This is a genomic window from Nocardioides imazamoxiresistens, assembly GCF_032378595.1.
Classification (GTDB): domain Bacteria; phylum Actinomycetota; class Actinomycetes; order Propionibacteriales; family Nocardioidaceae; genus Nocardioides; species Nocardioides imazamoxiresistens.
This window is the reverse complement of record NZ_JAVYII010000002.1, coordinates 228,992-244,536: the sequence shown is the minus strand read 5'-3', so window position 1 is coordinate 244,536 and position 15,545 is coordinate 228,992. Positions and strand designations below refer to the sequence as shown.

General features: G+C 72.7%; 14 protein-coding genes. 11 read left to right on the top strand and 3 right to left on the bottom strand.

The window, feature by feature from the left end; all coding sequences use genetic code 11:
- Nucleotides 1-3: 3 nt before the first annotated feature.
- Nucleotides 4-1,284, bottom strand: a complete 1,281-nt coding sequence (locus RDV89_RS05240; RefSeq protein WP_315731889.1) for an alpha/beta hydrolase fold domain-containing protein — start codon at nucleotides 1,282-1,284, stop codon at nucleotides 4-6.
- A 72-nt stretch (nucleotides 1,285-1,356) separates the two neighbouring features.
- Between RDV89_RS05240 and RDV89_RS05235 the strand changes: the two genes are divergently transcribed.
- Nucleotides 1,357-1,866, top strand: a complete 510-nt coding sequence (locus tag RDV89_RS05235) for a flavin reductase family protein (RefSeq protein ID WP_315731888.1) — start codon at nucleotides 1,357-1,359, stop codon at nucleotides 1,864-1,866.
- 18 nt (nucleotides 1,867-1,884) lie between these two features.
- On the opposite strand, the gene RDV89_RS05230 is transcribed toward RDV89_RS05235, so the two are convergent.
- Nucleotides 1,885-2,577 (bottom strand): MBL fold metallo-hydrolase, encoded by a 693-nt coding sequence (locus RDV89_RS05230; RefSeq protein WP_315731887.1) that lies wholly within the window; start codon nucleotides 2,575-2,577, stop codon nucleotides 1,885-1,887.
- A 165-nt stretch (nucleotides 2,578-2,742) separates the two neighbouring features.
- Between RDV89_RS05230 and uvrA the strand changes: the two genes are divergently transcribed.
- The 10 genes from uvrA (at nucleotide 2,743) to RDV89_RS05180 (ending at nucleotide 14,466) form a co-directional block, all read left to right on the top strand.
- Nucleotides 2,743-5,718, top strand: a complete 2,976-nt coding sequence (gene uvrA / locus RDV89_RS05225) for an excinuclease ABC subunit UvrA (RefSeq protein ID WP_315731886.1) — start codon at nucleotides 2,743-2,745, stop codon at nucleotides 5,716-5,718.
- 4 nt (nucleotides 5,719-5,722) lie between these two features.
- Nucleotides 5,723-7,723 carry an excinuclease ABC subunit UvrC gene (gene uvrC / locus RDV89_RS05220; protein ID WP_315731885.1) on the top strand — a complete coding sequence of 667 codons (2,001 nt, stop codon included), beginning with the start codon at nucleotides 5,723-5,725 and terminating at the stop codon, nucleotides 7,721-7,723.
- Complete coding sequence (gene rapZ, locus RDV89_RS05215; protein WP_315731884.1) at nucleotides 7,723-8,610, top strand: RNase adapter RapZ; 888 nt, start codon at nucleotides 7,723-7,725, stop codon at nucleotides 8,608-8,610. The genes uvrC and rapZ overlap by 1 nt, the downstream gene beginning before the upstream one ends.
- The gene (locus RDV89_RS05210) at nucleotides 8,607-9,602 is read left to right on the top strand and encodes a gluconeogenesis factor YvcK family protein (RefSeq protein ID WP_315731883.1); all 996 of its coding nucleotides are present in this window, start codon (nucleotides 8,607-8,609) and stop codon (nucleotides 9,600-9,602) included. Before rapZ ends, RDV89_RS05210 begins: the two co-directional genes overlap by 4 nt.
- Nucleotides 9,603-9,659: 57 nt before the next feature.
- Nucleotides 9,660-10,646 (top strand): DNA-binding protein WhiA, encoded by a 987-nt coding sequence (gene whiA, locus RDV89_RS05205; RefSeq protein ID WP_315731882.1) that lies wholly within the window; start codon nucleotides 9,660-9,662, stop codon nucleotides 10,644-10,646.
- Nucleotides 10,647-10,756: 110 nt separating this feature from the next.
- A complete protein-coding gene (gene gap, locus RDV89_RS05200) occupies nucleotides 10,757-11,752 on the top strand; it encodes a type I glyceraldehyde-3-phosphate dehydrogenase (protein ID WP_315731881.1) in 996 nt (331 codons plus the stop codon).
- A gap of 1 nt (nucleotide 11,753) precedes the next feature.
- Entirely contained in the window at nucleotides 11,754-12,953 is a 1,200-nt protein-coding gene (locus RDV89_RS05195) for a phosphoglycerate kinase (RefSeq protein ID WP_315731880.1), read from the top strand.
- Nucleotides 12,953-13,762 carry a triose-phosphate isomerase gene (gene tpiA / locus RDV89_RS05190; protein ID WP_315731879.1) on the top strand — a complete coding sequence of 270 codons (810 nt, stop codon included), beginning with the start codon at nucleotides 12,953-12,955 and terminating at the stop codon, nucleotides 13,760-13,762. The genes RDV89_RS05195 and tpiA overlap by 1 nt, the downstream gene beginning before the upstream one ends.
- 88 nt (nucleotides 13,763-13,850) lie before the next feature.
- On the top strand, nucleotides 13,851-14,093 hold the full coding sequence (gene secG, locus RDV89_RS05185; protein WP_315731878.1) for a preprotein translocase subunit SecG: 243 nt from the start codon (nucleotides 13,851-13,853) through the stop codon (nucleotides 14,091-14,093).
- 13 nt (nucleotides 14,094-14,106) lie between these two features.
- On the top strand, nucleotides 14,107-14,466 hold the full coding sequence (locus RDV89_RS05180; RefSeq protein WP_315731877.1) for an RNA polymerase-binding protein RbpA: 360 nt from the start codon (nucleotides 14,107-14,109) through the stop codon (nucleotides 14,464-14,466).
- Nucleotides 14,467-14,539: 73 nt separating this feature from the next.
- On the opposite strand, the gene RDV89_RS05175 is transcribed toward RDV89_RS05180, so the two are convergent.
- Nucleotides 14,540-15,493 (bottom strand): type IV toxin-antitoxin system AbiEi family antitoxin, encoded by a 954-nt coding sequence (locus RDV89_RS05175; RefSeq protein WP_315731876.1) that lies wholly within the window; start codon nucleotides 15,491-15,493, stop codon nucleotides 14,540-14,542.
- Nucleotides 15,494-15,545 lie beyond the last annotated feature (52 nt).

Sequence of the window (15,545 nt, the reverse complement as noted above, 5' to 3'; positions counted from 1 at the left end):
CGCTCACGCCTGCTCCTCGGCCAGCTCGGCGGGCGACTCGCCGACGGGGCGCCCGCGCCAGCCGTTCCAGTGCCAGTGCAGGTAGCGGTCGACGGCCCGCACGACGTGGGCGCTGCGGACCGAGGGGATGGTGTCGAAGGCGTGGTGGGCGCCGGGCAGCTCGGCGTACACCACCGAGCGGCGTGAGACCTCGCGCAGCCGCCGGGCGAAGAGCCGACCCTGCTCGACGTCGACGAGGCTGTCAGCCGTGCCGTGCAGGACGAGGAAGTCCGGGGCGTCGGGCGTGATCCGCAGCAGGGGGGAGGCGGCCTCGAACACCTCGGGGTCCTCGCGGAAGCGCTTCTTCAGGATCAGCGGGCCGAGGAACCGGTCGCGCATCCGCACGGCCCGCGGCAGCCCCGTCGCGCCGGCGAAGTCGTAGACGCCGTAGTGCGGGACCGCGACGTCGACGTGCGTGTCGGCGTCCTCGAAGCCGGGCTGGTACGCCGGGTCGCCGGGCGTCAGCGCGGCGAGCGCGGTGAGGTGGCCGCCGGCCGAGCCGCCGGTGATGGCGAGGTAGGACGGGTCGCCGCCGTAGGCGGAGATGTGCTCGCGCACCCACGCGATCGCGCGCTTGACGTCGATGATGTGCGCCGGCCACGGGTCCTTCGGGGCGAGCCGGTAGTTGATCGCGACGCAGACCCAGCCCTTCGCCGCCATGTGCTGCATCAGCGGCACCGCCTGGGTCTCCTTGCTGCCCACGCGCCACGCGCCGCCGTGCACCTGGATCAGCACCGGGGCACCGTCCGGGTGCACCGGCTCGGTGGGGGAGTAGACGTCGAGCATGGTGCGGCGGCCGGCGTCGGCGTACGCGATGTCGCGCTCGACGTGGACCCCCGGCGTGCGCACGCGGAACGGCATCGCCAGCTGGCGCCACGGCAGGGCCCGGTCGGCGGGCGTCGGCTGCTGGTCCAGCTGCTCGACGTAGTCGACGCCGAGCGACTCGACCAGCGCGTCCTCGACGCGCCGTCGCGCCCCGTGCGCCTGGGCGACCATCACGCCGAGCGCCGTGGCGTTGACCGCCGCGAGCGCGAGGCCCGCGGTGCGGGTCGGCGTACGACCCCCGGGCCCCGGCCGCGCGTGGGTCGCCGCGTCCAACGCGGTCAGCCCGAGCAGCTGCGGGGCGAGCTCCGTGGTGAGCCAGCCGGCGGCGAAGGCGTACATGCCGGAGCGCAGGCCGTGCGGCGGACGGAAGGCGTTGGCGTTGAGCGCGGCGAGCGCGAGCTGACGGCGGAGGATTCCCACGACGCCGACTGTAGGGGCTCGCCGCACGGCAAGTTACCCGCGGGTCACCCAGTGGGCGGACACAATGACCCGGTGATCCCCCGCGACGTCGCCCCGACCCGGTTCCGTGACGTGCTGGGCACCTTCGCCACCGGGGTCGTGGTCGTGACCGCCCTCGACGGCGACCAGCCCGTCGGGATGACCGTGCAGTCCTTCTCCAGCCTGTCCCTGCGTCCGCCCCTGGTGCTGTTCTGCCCCGCGCGCACGTCCCGCACGTGGCCGCGGGTGCGCCGGGTCGGGAGCTTCTGCGCCAACGTGCTGGCCGCGGACCAGGCCGACCTGGCGGCCACCATGGCCGCCGGACGCGGCGACCGGTTCCGCGACGTCGCCTGGGAGGCCGGCGTCACCGGCGCGCCACGGCTCGCCGGCGCGCTCTCCCACGTCGAGGCCACGGTGCAGGCCGTCCACGACGGCGGCGACCACGACGTGGTCGTGGGCCGGGTACGCGCGGTGGCGCGGGGAGCGGAGGGCACCCGTCCACTGCTGTTCCACGAGGGCCGGTACGCCCGCCTGCTCGCCGAGGAGTCGGCCGAGGCCCGCTGAGACCCGCTGAGGCCCGACCTACCAGCCGCGCTCGCGCCACTCGGCGAGGTGGGGACGCTGCTCGCCGAGGGTCGAGTCGTCGCCGTGGCCGGGGTAGAACCACGTGCTGTCCGGCAGCGTGCCGAACACCTTGGTCTCGACCTCGTCGATCAGCTGCCGGAACGCGTCGGCGTCGCCGAAGGTGCTGCCCACCCCACCCGGGAACAGCGAGTCGCCCGTCCACAGGTGGGGCGCCCCGGTGCCGTCGTCGTGCACGAGCGCGACCGACCCGGGCGTGTGGCCGGCCAGCGCGATCACGCCGAGGCGTACCCGGCCGACCTCGACGACGTCGCCGTGCTGCAGCGGCCGCGTCACGGGCACGCCGGTCTGCTCGGTGACCGCGGCCGCGTCGGGGGCGCCGACCAGCGTCGCGGCGCCGGTGGCGCGCACGACCTCGGCCAGCGCCCGGTGGTGGTCCCAGTGCTGGTGCGTGGTGACGACCGCCTCCAGCCCGGCCTCGCCCAGGAGGGGGAGCAGGGTGCCCGGCTCGGCCGCCGCGTCCACCAGCAGCTGCGAGCCGGTGGCGGTACACGTCAGCAGGTACGCGTTGTTCGACATCTCCGGGTCGACCGCGACCTTCGTGATCCGCAGGCCCTCGAGCTCGCGGACCTGCGGCGCCCCGCCGGGGGTGACCTTGCCGTCGTACCCGGGTCCTTCGTGCGTGTCGCTCATGGTGGTCGATCGTAGGGGCTGCGCCCACCTGGCGGGCCGCGCGGTTGTGCGCGGTGAGAAGGTGGCCCCAGCGCGTCGGCTTGCGCGATCCGCGGTCGATGTCGAACACTTGTGCGAGGGCGAGGGACGCCCCGCACCTCACTCTCCGCGAAGCAGAGGACCACTGTGGCCGACCAGCTCATCATCCGGGGCGCACGGGAGCACAACCTCAAGGACGTCTCGGTCGACCTGCCCCGCGACAGCCTCGTCGTCTTCACGGGACTGTCGGGGTCGGGCAAGTCGAGCCTCGCGTTCGACACCATCTTCGCCGAGGGCCAGCGCCGCTACGTCGAGTCGCTCTCGGCGTACGCGCGGCAGTTCCTCGGCCAGATGGACAAGCCGGACGTCGACTTCATCGAGGGTCTCTCGCCCGCGGTCTCCATCGACCAGAAGTCGACCTCGCGCAACCCGCGCTCGACGGTCGGCACCATCACCGAGGTCTACGACTACCTGCGGCTGCTGTACGCGCGGGCCGGCACGGCGCACTGCCCCACGTGCGGGGCGCCGATCGAGCGGCAGACGCCGCAGCAGATCGTCGACCGCGTGCTGGGCCTCGAGGAGGGCCGCCGCTTCCAGGTGCTGGCGCCGGTGGTGCGCGGGCGAAAGGGGGAGTACCTGGAGCTGTACCGCCAGCTCCAGACCGAGGGGTTCTCGCGGGCCCGCACGAACGGCGAGACGCACCCGCTGGACACGCCGCCGAAGCTCGACAAGCAGAAGAAGCACACGATCGAGGTCGTCGTCGACCGGCTCTCGGTCAAGGCGTCCTCGAAGCAGCGGCTCACCGACTCGGTGGAGACCGCCCTGCGGCTGGCCAACGGTCTCGTGGTGCTCGACTTCGTCGACCTGCCCGACGACGACGCGGGCCGCGAGATGCGGTTCTCCGAGAAGCTCGCCTGCCCCAACGAGCACCCCCTCGAGGTCGACGAGCTCGAGCCGCGCTCGTTCTCGTTCAACTCGCCCTACGGCGCCTGCCCGGTCTGCTCGGGCCTCGGCGTGCGGATGGAGGTCGACCCCGAGCTGGTCGTGCCCGACCCGACCGCCACGCTCGGAGAGGGCGCCCTCGCCCCGTGGACCGGCGCGCACGTCGCCGACTACTACCTGCGCCTGCTCGCCGCCCTCGGCGACGAGATGGACTTCGACCTCAACACCCCGTGGGACGAGCTGCCCGCCACGACGCGTCGGGTGGTGCTGGACGGCCGCAAGGCGAAGGTCCACGTGCGCCACCGCAGCCGCTACGGCCGCGAGCGGTCCTACTACGCCGACTTCGAGGGCGTGCGCGCCTACGTCGCGCGGCGCCACCGCGAGTCGGAGTCCGAGACCAGCCGCGAGCGGTTCGAGGGCTTCATGCGCGAGGTCCCGTGCCAGCAGTGCCAGGGCGCGCGCCTCAAGCCGGTCGTCCTCGGCGTGACGGTGGGCGGTCGCAACATCGCCGAGGTCTGCCGCCTGCCGATCAACGAGGCGTCCGCGTTCCTCGACGGCCTCGAGCTGGGGCACCGCGAGCGCCAGATCGCCGCCGGCGTGCTCAAGGAGATCCAGGAGCGGCTGCGGTTCCTGCTCGACGTCGGTCTCGACTACCTGAGCCTCGACCGGCCCTCCGGGTCGCTCTCGGGCGGCGAGGCGCAGCGGATCCGGCTCGCCACGCAGATCGGCGCCGGCCTCGTGGGCGTCCTCTACGTGCTCGACGAGCCGTCGATCGGCCTGCACCAGCGCGACAACCAGCGGCTCATCGAGACGCTCCTGCGGCTCAAGAACCTCGGCAACACGCTCATCGTGGTCGAGCACGACGAGGACACGATCCGCGTCGCCGACTGGGTGGTGGACGTCGGCCCCGGCGCCGGCGAGCACGGCGGGCAGGTCGTGCACTCCGGCACCGTCGCCGACCTCTACACGCACCCGGACTCGATCACGGGCCAGTACCTGTCGGGCCGGCGCGAGATCCCGGTGCCGGAGGTGCGCCGCCCGCGCACGGTGGGCCGCGAGCTCACCGTCGTCGACGCGCGGGAGAACAACCTGCGCGGGATCGACGTCAGCTTCCCGCTCGGCGTCTTCGTCGCCGTGACGGGTGTGTCCGGATCGGGCAAGTCCACGCTGGTCAACGACATCCTCTACACGTCGCTGGCCAAGCAGATCTACAACGCGAAGACCGTGCCGGGCCGGCACCGCAAGATCACGGGCACGGAGCACGTCGACAAGGTGATCCACGTCGACCAGTCGCCCATCGGCCGCACCCCGCGGTCCAACCCCGCGACGTACACCGGCGTCTTCGACCACGTGCGCAAGCTCTTCGCCGCGACCCCCGAGGCGAAGGTGCGCGGCTACATGCCCGGCCGCTTCTCGTTCAACGTCAAGGGCGGGCGCTGCGAGGCGTGCGCCGGTGACGGCACGCTGAAGATCGAGATGAACTTCCTGCCCGACGTCTACGTGCCGTGCGAGGTCTGCCACGGGGCGCGCTACAACCGTGAGACCCTCGAGGTGCACTACAAGGGCAAGACCATCGCCGAGGTCCTCGACATGCCGATCGAGGAGGCCGAGCAGTTCTTCGCGGCCGTCCCGGTGATCCACCGCCACCTCGCGACGCTGCTCGAGGTCGGGCTCGGCTACGTGCGGCTCGGCCAGCCCGGCACGACCCTGTCGGGCGGCGAGGCCCAGCGCGTCAAGCTCGCCACCGAGCTGCAGCGCCGCTCCACCGGGCGCACCGTCTACGTCCTCGACGAGCCGACCACCGGGCTGCACTTCGAGGACATCCGTCGGCTGCTGACCGTCCTGGGCCGCCTCGTCGACCAGGGCAACTCGGTCCTGGTGATCGAGCACAACCTCGACGTCATCAAGACGGCCGACTGGCTCGTCGACATGGGCCCCGACGGCGGCAACCGCGGCGGCACCGTCGTGGCGGCCGGTACGCCGGAGGAGGTGGCAACCGTCGAGGAGAGCCACACCGGCCGGTTCCTGGCCCCGCTGCTCGAGGGTCGAGCGGCGACGCAGCCCGGCGCGCCGCGCAAGGCCCCGCCCCCGCCGCCGGCGAAGGGGGCCGCGAAGAAGGCGGCGAAGAGGACGGCGACGAAGGCCGCCACGAAGGCGACCACCGCGGCCAGGAAGCGCTGACCGCATGGCAGACCCGGTGACCTACCGTCCCCGACCGGGCGAGATCCCGACCCAGCCGGGGGTCTACCGGTTCCGGGACGCCAAGGGTCGCGTCGTCTACGTCGGCAAGGCGAAGAACCTCCGCGCGCGGCTGTCGTCGTACTTCCAGGACATTTCAGCGCTGCACCCGCGCACGGCCACGATGGTGACCACCGCGGCCAGCGTGGAGTGGACGGTGGTGGGCACGGAGGTCGAGGCGCTCCAGCTGGAGTACTCCTGGATCAAGGAGTTCGACCCGCGCTTCAACGTGAAGTACCGCGACGACAAGTCGTACCCCTGGCTCGCGGTCACGCTGTCCGACGAGGTCCCGCGGGTGATGGTGGGCCGCGGCGCCAAGCGGCGCGGCACCCGCTACTTCGGGCCGTACAGCCACGCCTGGGCGATCCGCGACACCGTCGACACGCTGCTGCGGGTCTTCCCGATGCGCTCGTGCAGCAACGGGGTGTTCAAGCGCTCCCAGCAGGTGGGGCGGCCGTGCCTGCTCGGCTACATCGACAAGTGCTCCGCGCCGTGCGTCGGTTCGGTCTCGCCCGAGGAGCACCGCCGGATCGTGGACGACTTCTGCGCGTTCATGGGCGGGCAGACCTCGGCCTTCGTCAAGCGGGTCGAGAAGGAGATGTACGCGGCGAGCGAGGAGCTGGACTTCGAGCGCGCGGCCCGGCTGCGCGACGACCTCGGCGCCCTCGAGCGGGCGCTGGAGAAGCAGGCGGTGGTGCTCGGCGACGGCACCGACGCCGACGTGATCGGGGTGGCGGAGGACCCGCTGGAGGTCGGCGTCTACGTGTTCCACGTGCGGGGCGGGCGCGTGCGCGGCCAGCGCGGCTGGGTCGCCGACCGCTCCGACGACGGCGACACCGCGGAGCTGGTCCAGGGCTTCCTGCTGCAGCTGTACGCGGGGGAGGCCGGCGAGGCGATCCCCCGCGAGGTCCTCGTGCCCGTGCTGCCCAGCGACGGCGAGACCCTCGAGGAGCTGCTGAGCGAGCTGCGCGGGTCCCGGGTGCGCCTGCGGGTGCCGCAGCGGGGCGACAAACGCGCGCTGCACGAGACCGTGACCCGCAACGCCGAGCAGAGCCTGGCGCTGCACAAGACGAAGCGCGCCAGCGACCTGACGACCCGCAACCGCGCGCTCGAGGAGATCGCCGAGGCGCTCGGCCTCGACGAGGCGCCCCTGCGCATCGAGTGCTACGACGTCTCGAACCTGCAGGGCACCGAGGTCGTCGCCTCCATGGTGGTCTTCGAGGACGGGCTGGCCCGCAAGGGGGAGTACCGGCGGTTCGTGATCCGCGGGGTCGAGGGCCAGAACGACGTGGCGTCGATGCACGAGGTGATCACCCGCCGGTTCCGCCGGCTGCTCGACGAGCAGTCGCGCAGCGAGCTGCGCCCCGGCACCGACGAGTCGGGGCCGATGCTGGTCGACCCGGACACGGGGCGGCCGAGGAAGTTCGCGTACGCCCCCGGCCTCGTGGTCGTCGACGGCGGCCCGCCCCAGGTGGCCGCCGCCGCCCGCGCCCTCGCGGAGCTGGGCATCGACGACGTGCCCGTCTGCGGTCTCGCCAAGCGCCTCGAGGAGGTGTGGGTGCTGGCGCCCGACGGCCAGGTCGACGAGGACCCGGTGATCCTGCCGCGCACCTCCGAGGGCCTCTACCTGCTCCAGCGCATCCGCGACGAGGCGCACCGCTTCGCGATCAACCACCACCGCTCGCGCCGCTCCAAGTCGATGGTGGAAAGCGTCCTCGACGACGTGCCCGGACTCGGCGAGGTGCGGCGGCGGAGTCTCGTCAAACACTTCGGCTCCCTGCGCAAGCTGCGGCTGGCCGAGGTCGAAGAGATCGCGCAGGTGCCGGGCATCGGCCCCGCCACGGCGGCCTCGATCAAGGACGCGCTGGCGAAGGACGACGCGGCGAGGCGCGCGTCGGGCAAGAATGTCCGCGTGAACACCGCGACCGGCGAGATCGAGGAGGACTAGTGGAGACCGTCGCCCCCGAGTCGACCCCGTCGGGCGGGCCGCTCGTCGTCGTGACCGGCATGACCGGCGCCGGCCGCAGCACCGCCGCCAAGGAGCTGGAGGACTTGGGCTTCTTCGTCGTCGACAACCTGCCGCCCACGCTGCTGCGCGACGTCGTGCGTCTCGTCGACGAGCGCAGCGGGGCGCAGCAGCCGATCGCGGTCGTGGTCGACGTGCGCTCCGGCTCCTTCTTCGACACCCTGCAGGCGAACCTCGCCCAGGGAGCGACGGGCCGCAAGGCGACCCTGATCTTCCTCGAGGCCAGCGACGAGGTCCTGGTCCGCCGCCAGGAGGCGGCCCGTCGACCGCACCCGCTGCAGGGCGGTGGGCGCCTGCTCGACGGCCTGCAGCGCGAGCGGGGCGTCCTGGCGCCGCTGCGCGCCGAGGCCGACCTCGTGATCGACACGACCAGCCTCAACGTGCACCAGCTGACGAAGCGGATCGCCCAGGCGTTCGGCACGCCGGACACCACGCGGCTCAAGGTGCGGGTCGTCAGCTTCGGCTTCAAGTACGGGATCCCGGTCGACGCCGACTACGTGGCCGACATGCGGTTCCTGCCGAACCCGCACTGGGTGCCCGAGCTGCGTCCGCTGACCGGCCAGGACGCCGACGTCGCGGCGTACGTGAAGGAGCGACCGGCCGCCGAGCCGTTCCTCGAGCAGTTCGTGCCGCTGCTCGAGACCGTGGCGGAGGGCTACCTCGCCGAGGGCAAGCGGTTCATGACGGTGGCGGTCGGGTGCACCGGCGGCAAGCACCGCAGCGTGGCGATGACCGAGGAGATCGCCGCCCGTCTGCGCGAGCGAGGACACGAGGTGCGGGCGATCCACCGCGACCTCGGGCGCGAGTGAGCTCCTTCGGGGAGACGGCCGTCCCGCTCGGTCCCCGACAGGCCGACCTCCCCGGGGTCGCCGTCGCGGCCCTCGGGGGCGGCCACGGCCTGTACGCGTCGCTGGCCGCGCTGCGCGAGGTCGTGGGCGACCTCACCGCCGTGGTGACGGTCGCCGACAACGGTGGCTCGTCGGGGCGGCTGCGCAGCGAGTTCGGCGTCCTGCCGCCCGGGGACCTGCGGATGGCGCTCGCCGCGCTCTGCGGGGACGACGACTGGGGCCGCACCTGGGCGGAGGTGCTCCAGCACCGCTTCGCCGGCGACGGCGACATGCGCGGCCACGCGATCGGCAACCTGCTCATCGTCGGTCTGTGGGAGCTCCTCGGCGACGAGGTGAGCGCGCTCGACTGGGTGGGCCGGCTCCTGGGGGCGCGGGGGCGCGTCCTGCCGATGGCCGTCACGCCGCTGGACATCACGGCCGACGTGCGGCGGCCCGATGGCCCGGACGGCACGCCGGGCGCGGTCGAGCGCGTACGCGGGCAGGTCGAGGTCGCCAGCAGCGCCGGGCGCATCGTCAACATCCAGCTCGACCCTCCGGACCCGCAGGCGTGCCCCGAGGCGGTCGCCACGGTCCGCGACGCCGACTGGGTCGTGCTGGGGCCGGGCTCCTGGTACACCTCCGTCATCCCGCACCTCATGGTGCCGGAGCTGCGGCGCGCGCTCGTCGGGTCCCGCGGACGGCTGGCGGTCGTGCTGAACCTCGAGGGACAGCCGGGGGAGACCGCGGGCTACGGCCCGGAGGACCACCTCGCCGCGCTGTTCGAGCACGCTCCCGACCTGCGCATCGACACGGTGGTCGCCGACCCGCGCACGGTGGCGGACGCCGCGGGCCTGACCCGGACGGTCGCCGACTGGGGGGCGCGCCTGGTGGTGGCGGACGTCGCCGCGGACGACGGGAGCCCCCGTCACGACCCCGCACGGCTGGCCCAGGTGTTCCGCACGCTGATGGCGTGAGCGAGAACGCCGGCTTCCGGTCATCGGCGTGTCGCGCGGCGTGGCAGGATGTCGCGCATGGCGATGACGGCACAGGTGAAGGCTGAACTCTCCAACACCCGCATCACCAAGACGTGCTGCCGCAAGGCCGAGGTCACCACGCTGCTCCGCTTCTCGGGCGGTCTCCACATCGTCTCCGGACGCATCGTCGTCGAGGCCGAGCTGGACACGGGTGCCGTCGCTCGCCGCCTGCGCCGCGACATCAAGGACGTGTACGGCCACGACTCCGACGTCGTGCTGGTGCAGGGCAACGGCATCCGCAAGGGCAGCCGCTACGTCGTGCGCGTGGCCCGCGACGGGGAGGCCCTGGCGCGCCAGACCGGGCTCCTCGACTCCCGCGGCGCGCCGGTGCGCGGCCTGCCGCCCCAGGTCGTGGCGGGCGGCGCCTGCGACGCCGTCGCCGCCCTGCGCGGAGCGTTCCTCGCGCACGGCTCGCTCACCGAGCCCGGCCGCTCGTCCTCGCTGGAGGTGACCTGCCCCGGTTCGGAGGCCGCCCTCGGCCTCGTCGGGGTCGTGCGACGTCTCGGCGTGCAGGCCAAGGCCCGCGAGGTCCGCGGCGTCGACCGCGTCGTGGTGCGCGACGGCGACGCGATCGGCGCGCTGCTGACCCGGCTCGGCGCCCACGAGGCGCTGATGGCCTGGGAGGAGCGCCGGATGCGGCGCGAGGTGCGGGCGACGGCCAACCGGCTGGCCAACTTCGACGACGCGAACCTGCGCCGCTCCGCCCGCGCGGCCGTCGCCGCCGGGGCCCGTGTCGAGCGGGCGATGGAGATCCTCGGCGAGGAGGCCCCCGACCACCTCAAGCTCGCCGGCACGCTGCGGCTCGAGCACAAGCAGGCCTCCCTCGAGGAGCTGGGCCAGCTGCACGAGCCGGCGCTGACGAAGGACGCGATCGCAGGTCGCATCCGGCGGCTGCTGGCGATGGCGGACAAGCGCGCCGAGGAGCTCGGGATCCCCGACACGGAGTCGTCGTTGACCGCGGAGATGCTCGCCGAGGAGGCGTGAACCGAGACCCCCGCTGGGTCGCGGGGGCTGCGCGGTAGGGTCTGACGCGGCAAGCCCGCCACCGAGAGCCGGGTCCTGTCCCGGGTCCGATCCCTAGGAGTCGAGAAGCAGTGACTGTTCGCGTAGGTATCAACGGCTTCGGCCGCATCGGCCGCAACTTCTTCCGTGCCGTCCGGGCCTCCGGTCTCGACATCGAGATCGTCGGTGTCAACGACCTGACCGACAACGCCTCGCTCGCCCACCTGCTGAAGTACGACTCGATCCTCGGCCGTCTCGACGCCGACGTGTCGTCGACGGAGTCCGCGATCGTGGTCGGCGACCAGGAGATCCACGCGTTCGCCGAGCGCAACCCGGCGGACCTCAAGTGGGGCGAGATCGGCGTCGACGTCGTCGTCGAGTCGACCGGCTTCTTCACCGACGCCACGAAGGCCAAGGCCCACGTCGAGGCCGGCGCCAAGAAGGTCATCATCTCGGCGCCCGCGACCAACGACGACATCACGATCGTCTACGGCGTGAACCACGAGCTGTACGACCCGGCCGCGCACACGGTCATCTCCAACGCGTCGTGCACGACCAACTGCCTCGCGCCCATGGCGAAGGCCCTCAACGAGGCCGTCGGCATCAACAAGGGCCTCATGACCACGGTCCACGCCTACACGGCCGACCAGAACCTGCAGGACAACATCCACAAGGACCCGCGTCGTGCCCGCGCGGCCGCGCTCAACATCGTCCCGACCTCGACGGGCGCAGCGAAGGCCATCGGCCTGGTGCTCCCCGAGCTCAAGGGCAAGCTGGACGGGTACGCGCTGCGCGTGCCGACCCCGACCGGCTCGCTGACCGACCTGTCCTTCGAGGCGTCCCGCGAGACGTCGGTCGAGGAGGTCAACGAGGCCGTCCGCGCCGCCGCCGACGGCAAGGTGCTGCGCTACTCGACCGACCCGATCGTGTCGTCCGACATCGTCACCGACCCGGCGTCCTGCATCTTCGACGCGCCGCTGACCAAGGTCATCGGCAACCAGGTCAAGGTCGCCGGCTGGTACGACAACGAGTGGGGCTACTCGAACCGCCTCGCCGACCTGATCGCGTACGTCGGCAAGACGCTCTGACGTGGGGTCCTACCCCGGTCTCGGCGAGATCGCCGGGCGGCGCGTCCTGGTCCGCTCGGACCTGAACGTCCCGCTCGACGGCTCCACCATCACCGACGACGGCCGGATCCGGGCCAGCGTGCCGACCATCCGGGCCCTGGCGCAGGCCGGGGCCCGGGTGGTGGTCACCGCCCACCTCGGCCGGCCGAAGGGCGCGCCGGACCCGGCGTACTCGCTCGGTCCCGTCGCGCAGCGCCTCGGCGAGCTGCTCGAGGCGCCGGTCGCCTTCGCGACCGACACCGTGGGCGACAGCGCCCGCTCGACCGTCGAGGGCCTGGCCGACGGCCAGGTCGCGGTGCTCGAGAACGTCCGCTTCAACGCCGGCGAGACCAGCAAGGACGACGCCGAGCGCGGCGCGTTCGCCGACGAGCTCGCGGCGCTGGCCGACGCGTTCGTCTCGGACGGTTTCGGCGTCGTGCACCGCAAGCAGGCGAGCGTGTACGACGTGGCGCAGCGGCTCCCGCACGCCATGGGCGCCCTGGTCGCCGCGGAGATCGAGGTGCTGCGGCGCCTCACCGAGACGCCGGAGCGGCCGTACGTGGTCGTGCTCGGCGGCTCGAAGGTCTCCGACAAGCTGGGTGTCATCGACAACCTGCTCGGCAAGGCCGACAAGCTGCTGATCGGCGGCGGCATGGTCTTCACGTTCCTCAAGGCCCAGGGCCACGAGGTCGGGCGCAGCCTCCTCGAGGAGGACCAGGTGCCCACGTGCGTGGAGTACCTGCGGCGTGCCGCCGAGTCGGGCGTCGAGATCCTGCTGCCGAGCGACATCGTCGTCGACACGGAGTTCCCGTCCGGCGACGCGCGCCCGGACCCGATCGTCGTGCCCGCGTCGAACATCCCGGCCAGCAGCCTCGGCCTGGACATCGGCCCCGACTCGGCCGCCGCGTTCGCCGGCGCGCTCGAGGGCGCCCGGACGGTGTTCTGGAACGGCCCGATGGGCGTGTTCGAGGTGCCGGAGTTCGCGGGCGGCACGCGCGCGGTGGCCGAGGCGCTGACGAAGATCGACGGCCTCTCGGTCGTCGGTGGCGGCGACTCGGCGGCCGCGGTCCGCACCCTGGGCTTCGAGGAGTCGGCCTTCGGCCACATCTCGACCGGCGGCGGCGCGAGCCTGGAGTACCTCGAGGGCAAGGAGCTCCCGGGCGTGAAGGTGCTGGAGGACTGATGGCGACCGGGACGAAGCGCAGCGGCCGCACGCCGCTGATGGCGGGCAACTGGAAGATGAACCTCAACCACCTCGAGGCGGTGGGGCTCGTCCAGAAGCTCGCGTGGACGCTGTCGGACAAGAAGCACGACCACGACGCCGTCGAGGTCGTCGTGGTCCCGCCGTTCACCGACCTGCGCTCCGTGCAGACGCTGGTGGACGGCGACCGGCTGAAGGTCCGCTACGGCGCCCAGGACGTCTCCGTGCACGACGCGGGGGCCTACACCGGCGAGATCTCGGCGGCCATGCTGGCCAAGCTCGGCTGCTCCTACGTGGTGGTCGGGCACTCCGAGCGCCGCGAGCACCACGCGGAGACCGACGAGGTCGTCAACGCCAAGGCGCGCAAGGCGCTCGCAGCCGGCATGACGCCGATCGTGTGCGTCGGCGAGGGACTGGAGGTGCGGCAGGCGGGTGACCACGTGGCGTACACCCTGGCCCAGGTCGACGGCTCCCTGGCCGGCTTCACGGCCGACGAGGTCGCCGGGCTGGTCGTGGCCTACGAGCCCGTCTGGGCGATCGGGACCGGCGAGGTCGCGACCCCCGACGACGCGCAGGAGGTCTGCTCGGCCATCCGTGCGCGCGTGCGCGAGGTGCACGGCGACGCGGCCGCCGACGGCCTGCGGATCCTGTACGGCGGGTCGGTCAAGGCCGCGAACGTCGCCGGGATCATGGTCAAGGACGACGTCGACGGGGCCCTCGTCGGCGGCGCGAGCCTGCAGCCCGAGGAGTTCGGCGGGATCTGCCGGTACCGCGACATGCCGCTGCTCTGAGAGCGGCCCGACGGGCGGCGGTGTGCCGAGCGATGTCCCGGCACGCCGCTGCCCGTGCCCTGCCCGACGTGACGTAAGGTCTGCTCCCGTGACTGTCCTCTTCACCATCGTGCTGATGATCACCAGCCTGCTGATGATCCTTCTCGTGCTGCTGCACAAGGGTCGTGGCGGTGGTCTCTCGGACATGTTCGGCGGCGGCGTCTCGACCAGCCTCGGCGGCTCGTCGGTCGCGGAGCGGAACCTCGACCGCTACACGATCGGCATCGGCATCATCTGGTTCGCGAGCATCATCGCCCTCGGGCTGCTGCTGGCGTACTCCGGCCAGTCCTGAGAGAGGAACACCGATGGCGGGCAGGACCAGCTCCATCCGCGGATCGCGTATCGGCTCCGGCCCCCTGGGGGAGTCGGAGCGCGGTGACGCCGCTCCGCGTCAGACGGTGACGTACTTCTGCGTGAACGACCACCGGTCCGTGATGATCTTCTCGTCCGAGGTGCAGGCGCCGACGTCGTGGGACTGCCCGAGCTGCGGCCTCCCGGCCAGCCTCGACTCGGACAACCCGCCGCCGGCCCCCAAGGTCGAGCCGTACAAGACGCACCTGGCCTACGTGAAGGAGCGCCGCTCCGAGGACGAGGCCAAGGTGATCCTTGACGAGGCCCTCACCCTCCTGCGCACCCGCCGCGCCTCCGGCGAGCTCATCTTCTGACCCTTCCCCGTCGAGTTGCGGCTTGCGCCGCGGTTCGGGGCGTCGAGTTGCGGGTTGCGCCGCGGTTCGGACCTCAGGCCGCGCGGCGGCGGGCGCGTTGCAACCCTGCACGGATGAGCGTGCGGACGTCGGCGTCCTCTCCGTACACGTCGGCCTTCCGCACCGCGATGACCTCATACCCGTGTACGCGCAGCACGTGGCGGCGCCTCGCGGCGTCGTGATCGCGCTGCTCCGGGGTGGAGTGCCACTCGGCGCCGTCGTACTCCACGGCGAAGCGCAGCGCTCGTGACCCCAGGTCGAGGAAGACGCGACCGCCACGGGATCCGGTCAGCTCGATCTGCAGGTCAGGAAGTGCGCCCGTCTCGTCCCACCAGGCCAGCTTGACCGCCGACTCCCCGGGCGAGGCGCTGCGCGGGTCCGCCAGCGGGACCACGTCGCGCAGCGTGCGTACCCATCGCTCACCCGCGAAGCGATCCGTCTCCGCGACGAGCTCGTCCCGCAGGACGCCGACCCGCAGCATCGAGTCGATCCCCGCCAGCGCTTCCCTGCGCGACCGGCTCCGGCCGAGGTCGGCCGCCGTTCGGAGCGGCGTCGTCACGAGGAGCCCACCGACGTCCACCACGTCCGTCGCGAGCAGCGACCGCTGGCCGCCACTGACCTCGGGCCGGCCGAGTGCACGTCCGCCGGGCAGGCGGAACAGCCGGATGGGTCGCGCAGCCACGTCCTCGCCAGGCCGCAGCACCATCTCGGCGCCGTGCAGCCACCCCGCGTGACGGTCGCACACGACCAGGTCGTCGGGCACGACCAGACGCAGGCTGGCGATGCGGAGCGCGACGTCGTCGTGCACCGCGGCCGACACGTAGACGCCCCGCAGCGGTCGCCGGAGATGCCCGCTCTCGACCAGTGCGGTCAGCCAGCCGCGGGGTACGCCCTCGCGCAGAGCCTGGTGGCGGTGGAACGGCCGGTCGATCGGCAGCGGGAAGGACTTGTCGAGCACGGGCAGGGCCTTGAAGCGGGACAGGGACATGACGAGCAGGGTGCTCGCTGACCTACGGCCGACACCCGACGCGGCACATCTG

Bases quoted from the DNA above. Each gene is read 5' to 3' on its own strand.
- RDV89_RS05230 (WP_315731887.1), bottom strand. From the start codon at position 2,577: ATGAGCGACACGCACGAAGGACCCGGGTACGACGGCAAGGTCACCCCC.
- uvrC (WP_315731885.1), top strand. From the start codon at position 5,723: ATGGCAGACCCGGTGACCTACCGTCCCCGACCGGGCGAGATCCCGACC.
- whiA (WP_315731882.1), top strand. From the start codon at position 9,660: ATGGCGATGACGGCACAGGTGAAGGCTGAACTCTCCAACACCCGCATC.
- tpiA (WP_315731879.1), top strand. From the start codon at position 12,953: ATGGCGACCGGGACGAAGCGCAGCGGCCGCACGCCGCTGATGGCGGGC.
- RDV89_RS05180 (WP_315731877.1), top strand. From the start codon at position 14,107: ATGGCGGGCAGGACCAGCTCCATCCGCGGATCGCGTATCGGCTCCGGC.
- RDV89_RS05175 (WP_315731876.1), bottom strand. From the start codon at position 15,493: ATGTCCCTGTCCCGCTTCAAGGCCCTGCCCGTGCTCGACAAGTCCTTC.